The organism is Lysobacter sp. Root76 (assembly GCF_001428685.1).
GTDB lineage: Bacteria > Pseudomonadota > Gammaproteobacteria > Xanthomonadales > Xanthomonadaceae > Lysobacter.
The window spans coordinates 1,081,274-1,096,399 of sequence record NZ_LMIK01000001.1 but is presented as its reverse complement, the minus strand read 5'-3'; the positions used below and the strand labels follow the sequence as shown (position 1 = coordinate 1,096,399).

Here is a 15,126-nt window from a genome sequence, read left to right as displayed (position 1 = left end):
GCCGCGCATGCCGTCCGTCCACGCCCGCACCGCCGGTCTGTTCGTCTTGTGGCTGGTGCTGTGCGCCGCCAGTTTCGGCGTGCTCGCGCAGCCGCGCGCGTGGCTGGACCGCGACGCCGTCAATGCCGGCGAAACCGTGACCCTCAACATCGAGACCACCTCGCTCAGCGGCGCCGGTCCCGACTACTCGCCGCTGGCCAAGGACTTCGAGGTCAGCAACAACACCAGCCGGCGTTCGTTCGAACGCAGCAACGGCCAGTTCGTCACCCGCTCGCTGTACGGCGTGGCCCTGCGCCCGCGCCGCGACGGACGCCTGACGGTGCCGTCGCTGAGCGTGGGCGGCGAACGCACGGCGGCGCTGACCCTGGTGGTCGCGCCGGTGGCCGCGCGCGCGCCGGCGCACGCCGGCGACGACGTCTTCATCGAGAGCGAAGCCGACGCGACCGATCCCTACGTGCAGCAGGCGGTGGGCTGGGTGGTGCGGCTGTATTCGGCGGTGCCGATCGTGGCCGGTCAGCTCGACCAGCCGGCGCCCGAAGGCGCCTCGTTCCAGCGCATCGGCGACGACGCGCAGTACACCCGCGAACTCGGCGGGCGCCGCTACAACGTGGTCGAGCGCCGCTACCTGCTGGTGCCCGAGCGCAGCGGCGTGGTGCAGGTGCCGGGCGCGCGTTTCGAAGGCCGCAGCGCGCCCAATTTCTTCGAGGACATGTTCGGCGGCAACGGCGACACCCTGCGCGTCGCGGCCACGCCGCGGCGCCTGCAGGTACGCGCGATGCCGGCCAACGCGCCGCAGCCCTGGCTGCCGCTGCGCGATCTGCAGCTGCGCTACCAGTCCGCGCCGCAGGACCTGCGCGCGGGCAGCGCCGCGACCCTGACCGTCGAGGTCACCGCCGACGGCGCCACCGCGGCGCAGATTCCGGAACTGCAGCTGCCGCCGATCGACGGCGTGCAGGTGTTCGCCGAACCGGTCCAATCCGACGAAAACTTCGCCAACGGCCGGCCGCGGGTCAAGCTCACGCGCAAGTTCTCGTTGGTGCCTTCGCGCACCGGCGAGGCGCGTCTGGACGGGCTGCGCCTGGGCTGGTGGGACGTGGGCTCGGGCACGGCGCGCAGCACCCAGCTACCAGCGCTGACCTGGAAGATCGCCGCCGCCGACGGATCGGCCCCGGCGCCGTTGCCGGCGCCCGCTGCGGACGAGGCCAAGGCCGGCGCGAACGCTTCGCCGATCGCGGCGATCGCGCAGGATCCGGCCGCGCGCTGGTGGGCGTTGGCGGCGCTGGTGTTCGCGGCGCTGTGGCTGGCGACCCTGGTCTGGGCGCTGCACCTGCGCGCGCATCCGGCGGCCGTCCGCGCCGGCGCAGCGCCGCCGCTGCCGGTGGCGGGCGAACTGCCGGCGGCGCCGCCGTCGGGCCGTCGCGGCGCGCTCAGGCAGGTGCTGGACAGCGGCGACTTCGGCGAGGTCGCGGCCGCGCTGTGCGCCCTGGCGAACCCGCCGGCAGCGGATATCGACGAGGTCATCGCGCGCCTGGACGACCCCGCCCAGCGCGAAGCCCTGCAGGCGATGCAGCGTGCACGCTGGGCCGGTGGCGATGGTCCGGCCGCGCGTGCGCAATTGCGCTCCGCGTTCGTGCAGGGCCCGCGCTGGCGCGCTGTCGCCGCTGTGGCGGCCTCGCCGCTGCCGCCGCTGTATCCGCCGGGCTAGCCGGCCCTGGGGTAGGAGCGGCGTAAGCCGCGACCGCGCAACTCCGATGGGCACACGGGTCGCGGCTTACGCCGCTCCTACCCCACAGCACGGCTGCTGCGGAGGCTTGGCGTGTTTACGGTAGCGATCCCCTTCGTTCAGCCTGGGGCGCAGGGCAGGCCGGATCGGGCAGGTTTGCTAAGCTCCGCGGGTTCAAGTCGGGGAGTACGCAAATGACCGAAGCGATGACCGGGGCCGACGGCGCCAAGCCCAAGAAGCTGCCGCTGCACTGGAAGATGGCGATCGGTTTCGCGGCCGGCATGGTGCTCGGCCTGCTCGTGCACTACCTGGTCGGCGGCGACGCGGGCTGGGTCAAGACCCTCACGACCTACGTCACCCAGCCGTTGGCGACGATCTTCCTGCGCCTGATCTTCATGCTGGTGATCCCGCTGCTGTTCTCGGCGCTGGTGATCGGCGTGTCGGAAATGGGCGACGTGCGCGCCTTCGGCCGCATCGGCTGGCGCACGCTGGCCTTCACGGTGCTGATGTCGGCGATCGCGGTCGCGATCGGCCTGGTGCTGGTGAACTGGATCCAGCCCGGCGCCGGCGTCGATCCGGCCTTGGCGAAGCAGTTGCTGGCCGAAAACGCCGAACGCGCCAAGGCCATCGTCAGCGACGTCGGCAGCCAGCCCAAGGGCATGGACATGCTGTTGTCGATCGTGCCCGACAACGTGGTCAAGGCCGCGGCCGAGAACACCATCCTGGCGGTGATGTTCTTCGCGCTGATGGTCGGTATCGGCATGGTGCTGACCCGCTCGGAGGCCGTGGACACGCTCAAGCGCGGCATCCAGGGCCTGTTCGAAGTGTCGATGACCCTGATCGGCCTGGTCATCCGCATGGCGCCGTACGCGGTGTTCTGCCTGATGTTCAACATGACCGTGGTGTTCGGCGCCGACTTGCTGGCCAAGCTCGCCAGCTACGTCGTGGTGGTGGTGCTGGCGCTGGCGCTGCACCTGTTCGTGACCTATTCGCTGGCGCTGCGCTTCCTCGGCGGCTGGTCGCCGCTGAAGTTCTTCCGCGGCGCGCAGGAACTGATGCTGCTGGCGTTCTCCACCGCCTCCAGCAACGCCAGCCTGCCCACCGCGCTGCGCGTGGCCGACGAGATCGGCCTGCCGCGACGGGTGTCGCGCTTCGTGCTGACCGTGGGCGCGACCGCCAACCAGAACGGCACCGCGTTGTTCGAGGGCGTGACGGTGATCTTCCTGGCGCAGTTCTTCGGCGTCGAGCTGAGCCTGGCGCAGCAGGTCACGGTGATGTTCGTCTGCATCCTCGGCGGCATCGGTACCGCCGGCGTGCCCTCGGGCTCGCTGCCGGTGATCGCGCTGATCTGCGGCATGGTCGGGGTGCCGCCGGAAGGCATCGGCCTGATCCTGGGCGTGAACCACTTCCTGGACATGTGCCGGACCACGCTCAACGTCACCGGCGACCTGGCCGTGGCCGCGGTGGTCTCGCGCGGCGAGAGCGACCCGCCCATCGAGCGCCTGGCCGACTGAGCCCGGCCCGTGGCGCCTGCGCGGCGCCCCGGCACGATCCGCAAAGCCCGCTACGGCGGGCTTTGCCGTTTCCGGGCACCGGACCAGCCGATCCGGCGCGACAGGGCGGCGCGCGGATGGGACAATGGCGAGTCCGCCCGGCTGGTCCAGCCGCTCGCGCGGCCGCCTCCCGCCTCCAGAAGACCCCGTGCCCGACGCCATGACGACGCCCAGCCGCCGCGACCTCGCCAACGCCATCCGATTCCTCGCCATCGACGCGGTGCAGGCCGCCAACTCCGGTCATCCGGGCATGCCGATGGGCATGGCCGACATCGCCGAAGTGCTCTGGAACGATTACCTCAACCACAATCCGAACAATCCGAAGTGGTTCAACCGCGACCGCTTCATCCTCTCCAACGGCCACGGCTCGATGCTGCAGTACGCGCTGCTGCACCTGACCGGCTACGACCTGTCGATCGAGGACCTCAAGCGCTTCCGCCAGCTCGAGTCCAAGACTCCGGGCCACCCCGAGAACTTCATGACCCCGGGCGTGGAAACCACCACCGGTCCGCTCGGGCAGGGCTTCGCCAACGCGATCGGCATGGCCCTGGCCGAGAAGCTGCTCGCGCAGCGCTTCAACCGTCCCGAACTGGCCGTGGTCGATCACCGCACCTGGGTGTTCATGGGCGACGGCTGCCTGATGGAAGGCATCTCGCACGAAGCCGCCTCGCTGGCCGGCACCTGGGGCCTGGGCAAGCTGGTCGCGTTCTGGGACGACAACAAGATCTCGATCGACGGCAACACCGACGGCTGGTTCACCGACGACACCCCGGCCCGCTTCGAGGCCTACGGCTGGCGCGTGATCCGCAACGTCGACGGCCACGATCCGGTCGAGATCAAGACCGCCATCGACACCGCGATGGCCAAGTCCGACAAGCCGACCTTGATCTGCTGCCGCACCACTATTGGCTTCGGCTCGCCGGCCAAGGCCGGCAAGGAATCCTCGCACGGCGCGCCGCTGGGCAAGGACGAAGTCGTCGCCACCCGCGAAGCGCTGCATTGGCCGCACCCGGCGTTCGAGATTCCGGAACCGATCTACGACGGCTGGCGTTCGCGCAGCACCGGCATGGTGCGCGAGGACCAGTGGAACCGCCTGTTCGACGCCTACGCCGCGCAGTACCCGGCCGAAGCCGCCGAACTGACCCGCCGCTCGCACGCCGATCTGCCGGAAACCTTCGCCGCCGACGCCGATGCCTACATCGCCAAGCTGCAGGCCGACGGCCAGACCATCGCCTCGCGCAAGGCCTCGCAGATGGCGATCGAGACCTTCGCGCCGCTGCTGCCGGAACTGATCGGCGGTTCGGCCGACCTCGCCCATTCCAACCTGACCCTGTGGAAGGGCAGCAAGTCGGTCGCCAGCGACGATCCGAACGCCAACTACATCTATTTCGGCGTGCGCGAATTCGCGATGACCGCGATCAGCAACGGCCTGAGCCTGCACGGCGGCTTCGTTCCCTACGACGCCACCTTCCTGGTGTTCAGCGACTACGCGCGCAACGCCGTGCGCATGAGCGCGCTGATGGGCGCCCACGCGATCCACGTCTACACCCACGATTCGATCGGCCTGGGCGAGGACGGCCCGACCCACCAGCCGATCGAGCACCTGGCCAGCCTGCGCTACATCCCGCACAACGACGTCTGGCGTCCCTGCGACGCGGTCGAGTCGGCGGTGTCCTGGCGCGCTGCGATCGAACGCAAGGACGGCCCCAGCTGCCTGATCTTCTCGCGCCAGAACCTGGCCCATCAGCCGCGCAGCGACGAGCAGCTCAAGCGGATCGGCCGCGGCGGCTACGTGCTGCGCGACAGCGACGGTACCCCGGAGTTGATCCTGATCGCGACCGGTTCCGAAGTCGGCCTGGCCACCCAGGCCGCCGACGCGCTCGCCGCCGAAGGCCTGAAGGTGCGCGTGGTGTCGATGCCGTCCAGCGACGTGTTCGACCGTCAGGACGCGGACTACCGCGAATCGGTGCTGCCCAACGCGGTGCGCAAGCGCGTCGCGATCGAAGCCGGCGTCAGCGATTTCTGGCGCAAGTACGTCGGCCTGGACGGCGCCGTGATCGGCATCGACGGCTTCGGCGCCTCGGCTCCGGCCGAAGCCCTGTTCCCGCACTTCGGCTTCACGGTCGAGCGCGTGGTCGCGGCGGCGAAGGTGCTCTGATTCCTAGGATGCCCGCGATGATCGGGGCCGCAACGCCGGAGCGCGACGGTTGATCGCGGGCCCGGCGCGGGAGCAGGCATCGCCGCCGCAAACCTTGCGGCGCAATGCCGTCCCGCTCTGGGCGCGGCTGTTGGGAGTGCGGCTGTTGGGAGCGACGCTGTCCGGGACGATGCTGTTGTGCATCGCGACCGGCAGCGCGCTGGCGGCCGCACCGCCCACGCGCTGCGACGCCAGCCCGACACCGCGACCGCTGCCGGATCCGGCGATCTGTCCGCGCCGGGTCGGTCTGGCCGAGGGCGCCGACCTGTCGACGGTCGCGCGCACCGGTGAAGCCCTGCTCGCGCAGGCGCGCAACGAAATCGGCAGCGGCCGCTTCGAGCAGGCCGAGCAGGCCTTGGATTGCGTCGAGGCCACGATCGGTCGCGATCCCGACTGGGAGTTGGGTTACGAACTGATGCGCCAGCGCGGCGTGCTCGCCTACCGCCGCGAACTGATACCCGAAGCGCTGGGACGTTTCGAATGCGCGCTACAGCTGTCGACCGCGCACGACGACAAAGAAGCGATCGCGCGCGACCTGAGGAACGTCGGCAGCGCACTGCGCCGGCTCGGCGATTTCCGCGGCGCCTTGCGCACGCTGACCGCGAGTCTGCAGATGCAGCGCGCCCGCGGCGAGGTCGGCGGCGCGGTGTTCAACAACATCGCCGACGTCTACCGCGAACTCGACGACCCCGATGAGGCCACCCGGCATTACCGCGAAGCGCTGACGGCGTTCCGCGCCCAGGGCAACCGGGTCGAAGCCGGGCACGTGCTCGAAAGCCTGAGCGAGCTGAGCCTGGATCGCGGCGACGCCGCCCAGGCCCAGCAGTGGCTGCAGGAGGCGCTGCAGACCTACCGCCAGGCCGGCAATCGCGCCTACGAGCTGCGCGTGTACGCGGGCCTGATGCGCGCCGCCCTGGCGCGCGCGGACATCGCGCAGGCGCGGCAATGGCGCCTGGCCGCGTTCGCGATCGCGGCCGAACACCGTTTGGCCTTGCCGGCGTCGCTGCAATTGCAGATCGCACGCAGCGAGCGCCTGGAAGGCCGCGCCGCCGCGGCGGCGACGCGCCTGCACGAAGCGATCGCGGCCCTGCCCGAAGGCGGCGTCGAACGCATCGCGTTGCTGCAGGAACTGTCGCTGGCGGAGGAGGCCGCAGGCGACCGTAGCGCCGCCATCGCCACCCTGCGTCGCAGCCACGAGCAGGAGCGTGTGCTCAGCCGGGCGCAGCAGGACCGGCAACTGGGCTGGCTACGCACGCGCTTCGAAACCGCCGAACGCGACCGCACCATCGCCGCGCTGGAAACCGAGAACCGTCTGCGCCGGGTCGAACTGCGCCAGCGCACCTTGCTGCTGTGGCTGACCCTGGCCGCCACGCTGGCCGCGGCCTTGGCGCTGGGCTTGCTGCTGATGCGCCGGCGTCAGCGCGCGCGTCTGCTCGAAGCCGAGCGCCAGGTGCGCCAGGAAGAAGCGCTGGCGCGCTACCGTCACGCCGCCGATGCCCTGGCCGAAGACCGCAGCCTGCTCCAGGCCCTGCTCGACAGCCGCCAGGATGCGGTCTGCCTGGTCGATGCCGAAGGCCAGGTGCTGGCCGCCAATCGCGCCGCCTGCGGCCTGCTCGACGCGGACGGGCTGTCGCCGGTCGCGCAGTCGCCGGTCGGGCAGGCGCTGGGCGACTACGTCGGCGAGGCCGATCGCGAGTCGCTGGCCGCGGCCTTGGAGCGGATGGAGGATGCGAGTGCGCAGACCTTCGAATTCGCCCGCCGCGACGGCGTCGTGCGCCTGCAGGCCCAGCTCACGCCTTGGGAACGCGGCGACGGCCTGATCGTGCTCGGATTGCGCGAGGCCTCCGCGGCCTCCACGCCGATGGCGACGCTCGCGGACGGGACCGCGGGCGACGCCGATCCCGCCCGCGACGAGCGCATGCGCGAAGACTTCCGGCGCACCCTGGTGGAACTGATGCTGGCGGTGGTCGACACCTGGGAACGCAGCACCGGCAGCAGCCGGCTGGAACTGGCCGAACGCAGCCGCATCTGGCGCGTGACCATCGACGAAGGCCGCTTGCGCGTGCGTGCGATGGAGCGCTATCTGGTCTTGTCCAAGCTGCCGCGGCAACCGCGCTGGCGCGATGTGCTGCGTTCGGCCTACTACGTGCTCGGACATTGCACGATGGCGCCGCAGGAGCGCGAGGAACTGCAGCGCCGGGTCGACGCGGCGCTGGCCTACACCCGCCGCCGCGCCCTGGTGTGAACGCCGCGCTCAGCTATCGGGCGCGAGCACTTCGCCCGGCACCCGGTTGTCGACGCAGACCACGCACACGCCGCGCAGGTCGCCGTCCTTGAAACGGTACAGGTCGTGGTGGCTGCCGTTGTCGGGATTGAAGTCGGCCGGCCCCTGGACGAAGGGCATGGCCTGCTGACTGGGGCTTTGCATCGACTTGTCGCCCAGCGCCGAGCACTGGTCGTGCGCAGCCTGGTTGGCCCAATACCACTCGTCGACGATGCCGCAGGTCTTTTCCGGAACGCAGTAGCCGGATGCCTCCTGGCCCAGCAGCGGGGCGTGCTCGGCGCGGTACTGCGCCAGCGCGGCCGGAGTGATGCTGAAAGTGCTGACGATCTGCGGCGAGGCGTTCGGGTCCAGGCACCAGTTCTTGCTCTTGGCCAGGGGGTCGTGGGCGTGGGCGCAGGTGGCGAACAGCAGGCTCAGGCCGAGCAGGCGGGGCAGGCAATGACGCGTCATGGCTCGATCACGGTGTGTGGATGACCCGGCCAGTGTAGGCGTCGGCCGCGCCGGGGCTCCAATGGTTTCGGGGGCGAAACGGGGCACGAATTCACGCCAAGCGATTGATTCTTCGAAACATCGCCGGGATTCGTTCCCGCCGCGGTCCGGTTTGGTCCCTGCTGCGTTCTGGTGGGCGGGCGGCGTCGACCCTAGCGTGATCCGGCCCGGTCGGCCCGCGATCGCGTCGCTGCCCGGGAACCCGCATCGTCCAACCGCCGTGCCACGGCGGTCCCACCTGGAGACCGATATGAAGCTCAAGCTGTTCAACCTGGCCCTGATGACGACCGTGCTGCTCGGCGCCGGCCTCGCCTCCGATCCCGCCAGCGCCGCCAACGGCGTGCCGGGCCGGGTCATCAACGACCGCGACCCGAGCGGCCCGCAGACCGGCACCTGGCGCGGCAGCTACTACACCGAATACACCGTGTGGGGCGACGGCATCGAGCACATCGGCGAGGTCGGCACCACCTTCCGCACCGGCCACGACGTCTACGGCACTTCGTACGCGAACTGCCACAGCGCCCTGATCGCCGAGATGAGCGCCGCCTACGCGTCCGGCTGGACCGACTGCTCGCCGATGTAAAGCGGTCCACGGCCGCGAGGGATCGCAGGCCGTCGCGTATCGGCATCGGCGCTCCGGACTCCCCCGGGGCGCCGATGTCTTTCCTTGAGGGCGCCGCAGGCTGGAACGCAGGCGGCGGATCGAACCGGCTGGCGCGGCCGTCAGCGGCGCGCGGGCTTGTCGGCGATGCTGATCACGCGTTGTTGCGCGGGTTTCGGCTCATCGGTTTCCAAGCGGCCCGGGTAGCGGTCGTATTCCGACATCGGGCTGTCCTGCGCGCAGCGCGCATCCGGGAAGCCGTAACGCTGGCGCAGGGCCAGGCCGCATTCGGCCATGGCTTCGAAGGCCTGGCCGACCTGCATGCACTGCTTGTCGAAGTCGCGCCGGAAGGCGTCGCGGCGGCGCATGAAGTCTTCGCCGCATTTGCGTCCGACCCGTATCCGGTCGAGGTCGTCCTGCGCGGCGTTGCTGCCGGCCAGGCCGTATTCCTTGAGTTCGGCTTCGCTGAGGATGCGCAGGTCGCGGTTGGCGACCGTCATCATCTGGTCGGCGACCGCGGTGGCGACGCCGTTGCGTTCCAAGTAATCGCGGACCTGGGTATTGATCGCCTTGAGCTCGGCGCTGAGCTCGGCGCGCGAGGTCGCGGTGGAACGGTCGCGGATCAGGCGGTGGATCCCGACCTTGCCCGAAATCGAGCGGGTGTCGCCGGCGGCCAGCACCAGCACGCAGGCGCTGTGGCACAGCGAGTCTTCGCGGATCCAGATCGCCCAATGCGATTCGGCGATCGAGTCGCCGGCGCGGATCGCTTCTTCGACGTGACCGCCGGTCGAATCCAGGTCGAGGATGCGGGTCGGGATTTCCATGCGGTCGGCCATCGCCGCCACGCGCTGGACCAGGGCGGTGAAGCCGGCGCCGATCTTGCCGCGGTAGCGGACCCGGACCATGCCGCGCGGCTGGCAGTCCCTGAGCGCGTCGACCAGGCTGAAGAATTCCAGCGAAGCCAGCGGTTCGCCGTCGCCATGCCGGGCGTAGTCGTATTCGCAACTGATCGAGGCTTCGCCGGCGTCGAGCCTGGCCGGCGGCCAGTAGGTGCCCTTGAGTGCGTCGGCCCGCGCCGGAGCGGCGTTGCCGGGCGCCGCAGAACGGTCGCCGGACTGGTCGCCGATGGTCACCGCCGCGGGCTGGGCGTCGTCGCTGGGCGCCCGCGGCTGGCAGGCCGCGGCCAGCAGGCACAGCGGTAACAGCCCCGATGCGAACGACCACCTCTTCGACATGCCTTGCCCGTCCTGGTTACGTTCCGGTCGCATCCGCGGCTGTGTTGCCACGGTAACCGGCGCTGGTTTCGACCTCGCCCGGCGCCGAGTTTCGTCCGCCGGTTGCAGCATGATCGCGGGTCGAGGATGAACGCGGGCGCGCTCGACGGTTTCCATGTCATGGATAACGGCATGGACGCCGCTGCCGGGACGCCGTCGTCGCGGGCGACGACGGCCGGGCATCGCGCTCAGGCCGCTGGGCGCGGCGTGTCGTGGCGCTTGAAGTAGCGGTGATGGCGCAGGTGGTCGTGCTGCTGTCCGATCGCGAAATAGGCCTTGCCGCCGCGCCGGCCGTCCTGCAGGCAGGGCAACTCGTACTGCGCGTCGGGATTGTTGGTGTAGTAGACCGGGACCTTGTCGATGAAACGGCTGAGCATGCCCGGCCCGCATTCGACGTCTTTGTAGCTGTCGAAGCCGAAGCGCGGGTTGCCGATGTTGAAGTCGTCGACGCAGACCACGCCGTTGTCGATCAGCGCCAGTTCGCGCTCCAGCGGCCAGGCGTCGTACCAGTGGGCGTCGAGGTAGTACAGCGGGCAGCGGAACTGGTCGCGGAATTTCGCGATCAGCTCGGGCGAATCGAGCTTTTCGACATGGGTATGCGGCATGAAACCGACCCGGCGCTTGACCAGGTCCACGTAACGGTCGACCACGTCGCAGGTGACGATGCTCAGGTGCGGGTAGGTGCGCGCCAGGTAGTCGGTGGTGTCGCCGACGTTGGAGCCCGTCTCGATGATCGCGTCGCACTGGTAGCGTTCGATCAGGTAGTCGAATTCCAGAGCAGTGGTGATGTCGAAGCCGAACGGCCCGCCGCCGTCGCTGAGTTCGGCCGCGCCCAGGCGCAGGGTGCGGTAGAAATGCTTGTAGACGTTCTCGGCGGACATCCGCGACGCGCTCCAGGGTTCGTAGCCGGGAAGTATAAGCGGCCGCCGTCCCGGTCATCGGGGCCGTGCCGTGCCCCCGAGGGAGCGATGCTGACCGCGGCCGCGGTCTCGCGATCCATGGCGCTGGCTCCGTTGCACCGAAGCGCCCAGCCTTCTGTGGGAGCGGCGTAAGCCGCGATCGCGGTCTCACGGCCCGTGGCGCTGGCTCCGTTGCACCGGAGCGCCCAGCTTTCTGTGGGAGCGGCGTAAGCCGCGATGGCTACCGGCGGGGGCGGCGCCGCGACTGGCGAATTCGCGATCGCGGCTTACGCCGCTCCCACAGGACGCAGGAGCGAGCCGGCTCAACTCCGCGTTTCGCGCAGCGCCAGCGCCAGCAGCCGGGCCTCCAGCCTGGCGCCCAGGCCGGACGGGGCGGCCAGGTCCATGCGCGCCAGCGCCTCGGCGTCGTCGCCGCTGCCGCCGAGCAGGGCGCGCGCGACCGTGCCCAGCTTGCCGGTTCGGGTCGCGGTGGCGGCCTTGAGCCAGCCCAGCGCCCGTACCAGGCGCTCCTCGACCGGGGTGAAGTCGCTGCCGAGCGGATAGTCGGGCAGCAGGCCCTCGCGGCGCAGCGGCGCCAGGGCCTGGCGCAGATGCTCGGGAGTGTTGCGGCGGGCCGCGGCGGTCAGGCTGAAGTCGGCGCGCAGCTTGCCTTCGCGGCGCGCGGTGTCCAGCAGGCCGCGGCCGTAGCGCGCGTCGGCGATGGCGGCCATCGCCTGCACGCAGTCCTCGTCGGCGCGGCCGCGCAGGTCGGCGATGCCGTACTCGCTGATGTAGATGTCGCGCAGATGGCGCGGGATGGTGGTGTGGCCGTAGTTCCACACCAGGTTGGAGCGGTTCTCGCCGCCGGCGTCGCGGGTCGCGCGCAGCATCAGCACCGAGCGCGCGTCGGGCAGGGCGTGGGCCATGGCGACGAAGTTGTACTGCCCGCCGACCCCCGACACGACCCGACCGTCGGCGAGGCCGTCCGACACCGCCGCGCCCAGCGCGGTCGCCATCATGCAGGTGTTGAAGAAGCGCGCGTCGCGGCGCTGCAAGCGTTCCAGCGCTTCGTGGCCGCCGTAGAGTTCGTTGACCTCGCTGATGCGGCGCATGCCGATGCCGCGGCGCTGGTCCTCGGGCAGGTGCCGCAACCACTCGTAGAACTCGGGCGAGCCCAGGTAGAAGCCGCCGTGCAGATATTCGCCGTCGCGTTCCAGGACGGCGCGATCGGCATCGTCGGCGCGGCCGTCGGCGATGCGGCGCATCAGGGCCTCGTCGTCGACCACCTTGCGCCGGATCACCCCGACTTCGACCAGGCGCCGGAAGCCCTCGTTGATCATTTCGCTGCAGCCGTACAGACCTTCGGCGAACGGCGCCAGGTCCGGGCGCGAGGCCAGGGCCGGGTCGAGCGCCGCGAGCACGCGCCGGTAGCCGGCGTTGTCGGCGTGGCGCAGCGCCAGCGCGTGGCAGAGCGCGTCGGCGAGCGCGCCGATGCCGATCTGCAGGGTGCCGCCGTCGCGCACCAGGGTGCTGGCGTAGAAGCCGATCGCGTAGTCGGCGTCGGTCACCGGCTGGCGCGGCAGGCCGAACAGTTTCGGATGCGGGCCGGGCGGGGTCACCACCGCATCGAAGTAATCCTCGGCGACCGTCGCGCTGCCGCCCAGCCAGGGCAGCTGCGGATCGACCTCGGCGATCAGCAGCGGCCGCGGCAGGCCGCGGGCGACGATCGCATCGACCGCGTCCTGGGTCAGGTCGGTATTGCACGACAGCGACAGCCGCGTGTCGCCGTCGCGGCGCGCGACCTTCTGCACGATCGCGTTGACGCCACGGTCGGCGAGCGCGCGGGCGACGTGGGTGTAGTTGAGGCTGGCGTAACGCTGCTGCGCCAGCGGCGAATTCAGCAGCGCGCCGGACTGCAGATAGAACTCTTCGATCTCGATATGCGCGGGCAGGGTGTTGCGCTTGAGCGCGTCCACGTAGGCCAGGCGCGGGAAGTCGTCGCCGAAGTGGCGGCGCGCGAACGGCCCGACGAAGCGGCCCTCCAGGCCCTTGCCGGCGCCGGGAGGATCCAGCGACAGCGCGGTGTACAGATGCAGCGCGCGCGAGGGATCGGCGGCGATCCGCGCGTACAGCGCATTCAACAGCCGGTGCGGCTTGCCCAGGCCGAGCGGGGCACCCACGTGCAGCGGGCCCTGGGTGCGGGCAAGCAGGAAGTCGACGGCGTCGTCGATGCGTTCGAAGCGGGCGGGTGCGGTCATGGCGGCAGTATCGCATCGGCCCGGCGGATCGCTTGACATCGTCGTTTACGGGTGTAATCTCAAGAAAAATTACGGATGTAATCGATGCAGATCAGCGAAGCCGAATCGGTGGTGATGGACGTGCTCTGGCGGCGGCATCCGCTCGCCGCCGAGGACGTGGTCGCGGCGCTGTCCGAGCGCCAGGACTGGCAGGAGGCGACCATCAAGACCCTGCTCAACCGGCTCTTGAACAAGGGCGCGGTGCGCGCCGAGAAGCAGGGCCGGCGTTATCTGTATGCGCCGGTGCTCAAGCGCGAGGACTGGGTGCTGGAGGAGAGCCAGGGCCTGCTGCAACGCCTGTTCGACGGCCGGGTCGCGCCGCTGGTCGCGCACTTCAGCGAGCAGCGCAAACTCAGCCGCAAGGACATCGCCGAACTGCGCAAGCTGCTGGAGGAGCTGGACGATGGACAGGCTTGAGCTGCTGACCGCGCTGATCGAAACCGCGCTCGCCGGCAGTGGCGCGATCGTGCTGGTGTTGTTGCTGCGCCATCCGTTGCGGCGCGGCTTCGGCGCCGGCGCGGCCTATGCGCTGTGGGCGCTGGTGCCGGCGGCGATGTTCGCGGTGTTGCTGCCGGCAGCATCGGCGCCGATGCTGCCGGTCGTGCCCGTCATGGCCGTGATCGCGTCGCCGTCGACTGCGGCGGCCTCGGGGTCGGCGCCGCTATCGCTGCCGACGCTGGCGCTGATGCTGTGGCTGGCCGGCACGCTCGCGACCGCGCTGGTCTTCGCCGTCCAGCAGCGCCGCTTCGTGCGCGCGCTGGGGCGGCTGCGCCTGCGCGCCGACGGACTGCATCAGGCCGATGCGGTCGCGGGCCTGCCGGCCGCGATCGGGGTGCTGCGGCCGGCGATCGTGCTGCCGCAGGACTTCGAACAGCGCTACAGCGAGCAGCAGCAGACGTTGCTGCGCGCCCACGAGCGTGAGCACATCGCGCGCGGCGACCTCTTGCTCAATGCCGCGGTGGCGCTGCTGCGCTGCCTGCACTGGTTCAATCCCTTGCTGCACTACGCCGCGCATCGCTTTCGCCACGATCAGGAACTGTCCTGCGACCAGCGCGTGATCCGGCGCCACCCGCAGGCGCGTCGCGCCTACGGCGAAGCCATGCTCAAGACCTCGTTGGCGTCGCGCCCCGCGCCTCTGGGGTGCCAATGGGGCCACGGTCATCCGCTCAAGGAGAGAATAGAAATGCTGAAGCGTCCCGATGTTTCGTCCCGGCGCTGGAAAGCCGGCGCCGTCCTGATCGCACTGCTCGCCGCCGCCACCGGCACCGCGGCCTGGTCGGCGCAGCCGCGGCGCGCGCCCGCCGCGCCGACGGACTTCGTGCGCGCCGACTTCGCGATCGCCCTCGATGGCGGGCAACCGGAAAACTTCTCGTTGATCCAGCGCCTCGGCGAGCCTTTCGAGGCGCGCGGTTCGTCCTGGCGCATCGAAGGCAAAGTGCTGCCCACGCGCGCAGGCCAGTTGAGCCTGGAAGCCTCGCTGCAGCGCGACGGCAAGACCCTGGGCGAGCCGCGTTTGCTGATGCGCAACGGCGAGCCCGCACGGATCACGCTGGGCAGCGTGCGCGGTTCCGGCCCGACCGAAACCCTGCAGGGCATCGACGTCACGGTGACGCTGACGGCGTCGGTGAAGCCGCCGCCGCCCCCACCGCCGGCACCTCCGGCGCCGCCGGTTCCGGTGTCAGCGTCTTCCGCCGCGACAGCGTCGACGCCGGTTGCGACCGTCGCCGCCGACCGCGCGATCGCGCAGTAGGGCGCGTTGTCGCCGCCGCCGTACCCGATCCAGGTCGGGCAGGGCTGATCCAAGCGCGG

Annotated in this window: 11 protein-coding genes; 7 read left to right on the top strand and 4 right to left on the bottom strand. The window is 70.5% G+C overall.

Annotated features, from left to right (window positions below; genetic code table 11):
* Positions 1-7 precede the first annotated feature (7 nt).
* The 4 genes from ASE10_RS04545 to ASE10_RS04530 all read left to right on the top strand — a co-directional run bounded on the left by ASE10_RS04545 (position 8) and on the right by ASE10_RS04530 (position 7,718).
* Positions 8-1,705, top strand: coding sequence for a BatD family protein (locus ASE10_RS04545; protein WP_055904100.1), 1,698 nt, complete (start codon positions 8-10; stop codon positions 1,703-1,705).
* 224 nt (positions 1,706-1,929) lie between these two features.
* Entirely contained in the window at positions 1,930-3,237 is a 1,308-nt protein-coding gene (locus ASE10_RS04540; protein WP_055904097.1) for a dicarboxylate/amino acid:cation symporter, read from the top strand.
* A gap of 199 nt (positions 3,238-3,436) precedes the next feature.
* On the top strand, positions 3,437-5,434 hold the full coding sequence (tkt, locus tag ASE10_RS04535) for a transketolase (protein WP_055904094.1): 1,998 nt from the start codon (positions 3,437-3,439) through the stop codon (positions 5,432-5,434).
* A 145-nt stretch (positions 5,435-5,579) separates the two neighbouring features.
* Positions 5,580-7,718, top strand: coding sequence for a tetratricopeptide repeat protein (locus tag ASE10_RS04530; RefSeq protein WP_157480860.1), 2,139 nt, complete (start codon positions 5,580-5,582; stop codon positions 7,716-7,718).
* Positions 7,719-7,727: 9 nt separating this feature from the next.
* Here ASE10_RS04530 and ASE10_RS04525 read toward each other — a convergent pair whose 3' ends face one another.
* Positions 7,728-8,207, bottom strand: a complete 480-nt coding sequence (locus ASE10_RS04525) for a hypothetical protein (protein ID WP_055903820.1) — start codon at positions 8,205-8,207, stop codon at positions 7,728-7,730.
* 289 nt (positions 8,208-8,496) lie between these two features.
* Between ASE10_RS04525 and ASE10_RS04520 the strand changes: the two genes are divergently transcribed.
* Positions 8,497-8,829, top strand: a complete 333-nt coding sequence (locus tag ASE10_RS04520; RefSeq protein ID WP_055903817.1) for a hypothetical protein — start codon at positions 8,497-8,499, stop codon at positions 8,827-8,829.
* A gap of 140 nt (positions 8,830-8,969) precedes the next feature.
* On the opposite strand, the gene ASE10_RS04515 is transcribed toward ASE10_RS04520, so the two are convergent.
* The 3 genes from ASE10_RS04515 to ASE10_RS04505 all read right to left on the bottom strand — a co-directional run bounded on the left by ASE10_RS04515 (position 8,970) and on the right by ASE10_RS04505 (position 13,278).
* On the bottom strand, positions 8,970-10,082 hold the full coding sequence (locus ASE10_RS04515; protein ID WP_055903814.1) for a hypothetical protein: 1,113 nt from the start codon (positions 10,080-10,082) through the stop codon (positions 8,970-8,972).
* A 227-nt stretch (positions 10,083-10,309) separates the two neighbouring features.
* Positions 10,310-11,002 carry a hypothetical protein gene (locus tag ASE10_RS04510; RefSeq protein WP_055903811.1) on the bottom strand — a complete coding sequence of 231 codons (693 nt, stop codon included), beginning with the start codon at positions 11,000-11,002 and terminating at the stop codon, positions 10,310-10,312.
* A 341-nt stretch (positions 11,003-11,343) separates the two neighbouring features.
* Positions 11,344-13,278 carry an acetyl-CoA hydrolase/transferase C-terminal domain-containing protein gene (locus tag ASE10_RS04505; protein WP_055903810.1) on the bottom strand — a complete coding sequence of 645 codons (1,935 nt, stop codon included), beginning with the start codon at positions 13,276-13,278 and terminating at the stop codon, positions 11,344-11,346.
* An 84-nt stretch (positions 13,279-13,362) separates the two neighbouring features.
* On the opposite strand from ASE10_RS04505, the gene ASE10_RS04500 reads away from it, so the two are divergent.
* Both ASE10_RS04500 and ASE10_RS04495 read left to right on the top strand, forming a co-directional pair.
* Positions 13,363-13,734 (top strand): BlaI/MecI/CopY family transcriptional regulator, encoded by a 372-nt coding sequence (locus tag ASE10_RS04500; protein ID WP_055903807.1) that lies wholly within the window; start codon positions 13,363-13,365, stop codon positions 13,732-13,734.
* Positions 13,721-15,067 (top strand): M56 family metallopeptidase, encoded by a 1,347-nt coding sequence (locus ASE10_RS04495; RefSeq protein ID WP_055903804.1) that lies wholly within the window; start codon positions 13,721-13,723, stop codon positions 15,065-15,067. Before ASE10_RS04500 ends, ASE10_RS04495 begins: the two co-directional genes overlap by 14 nt.
* The last annotated feature ends 59 nt before the right edge of the window (positions 15,068-15,126 follow it).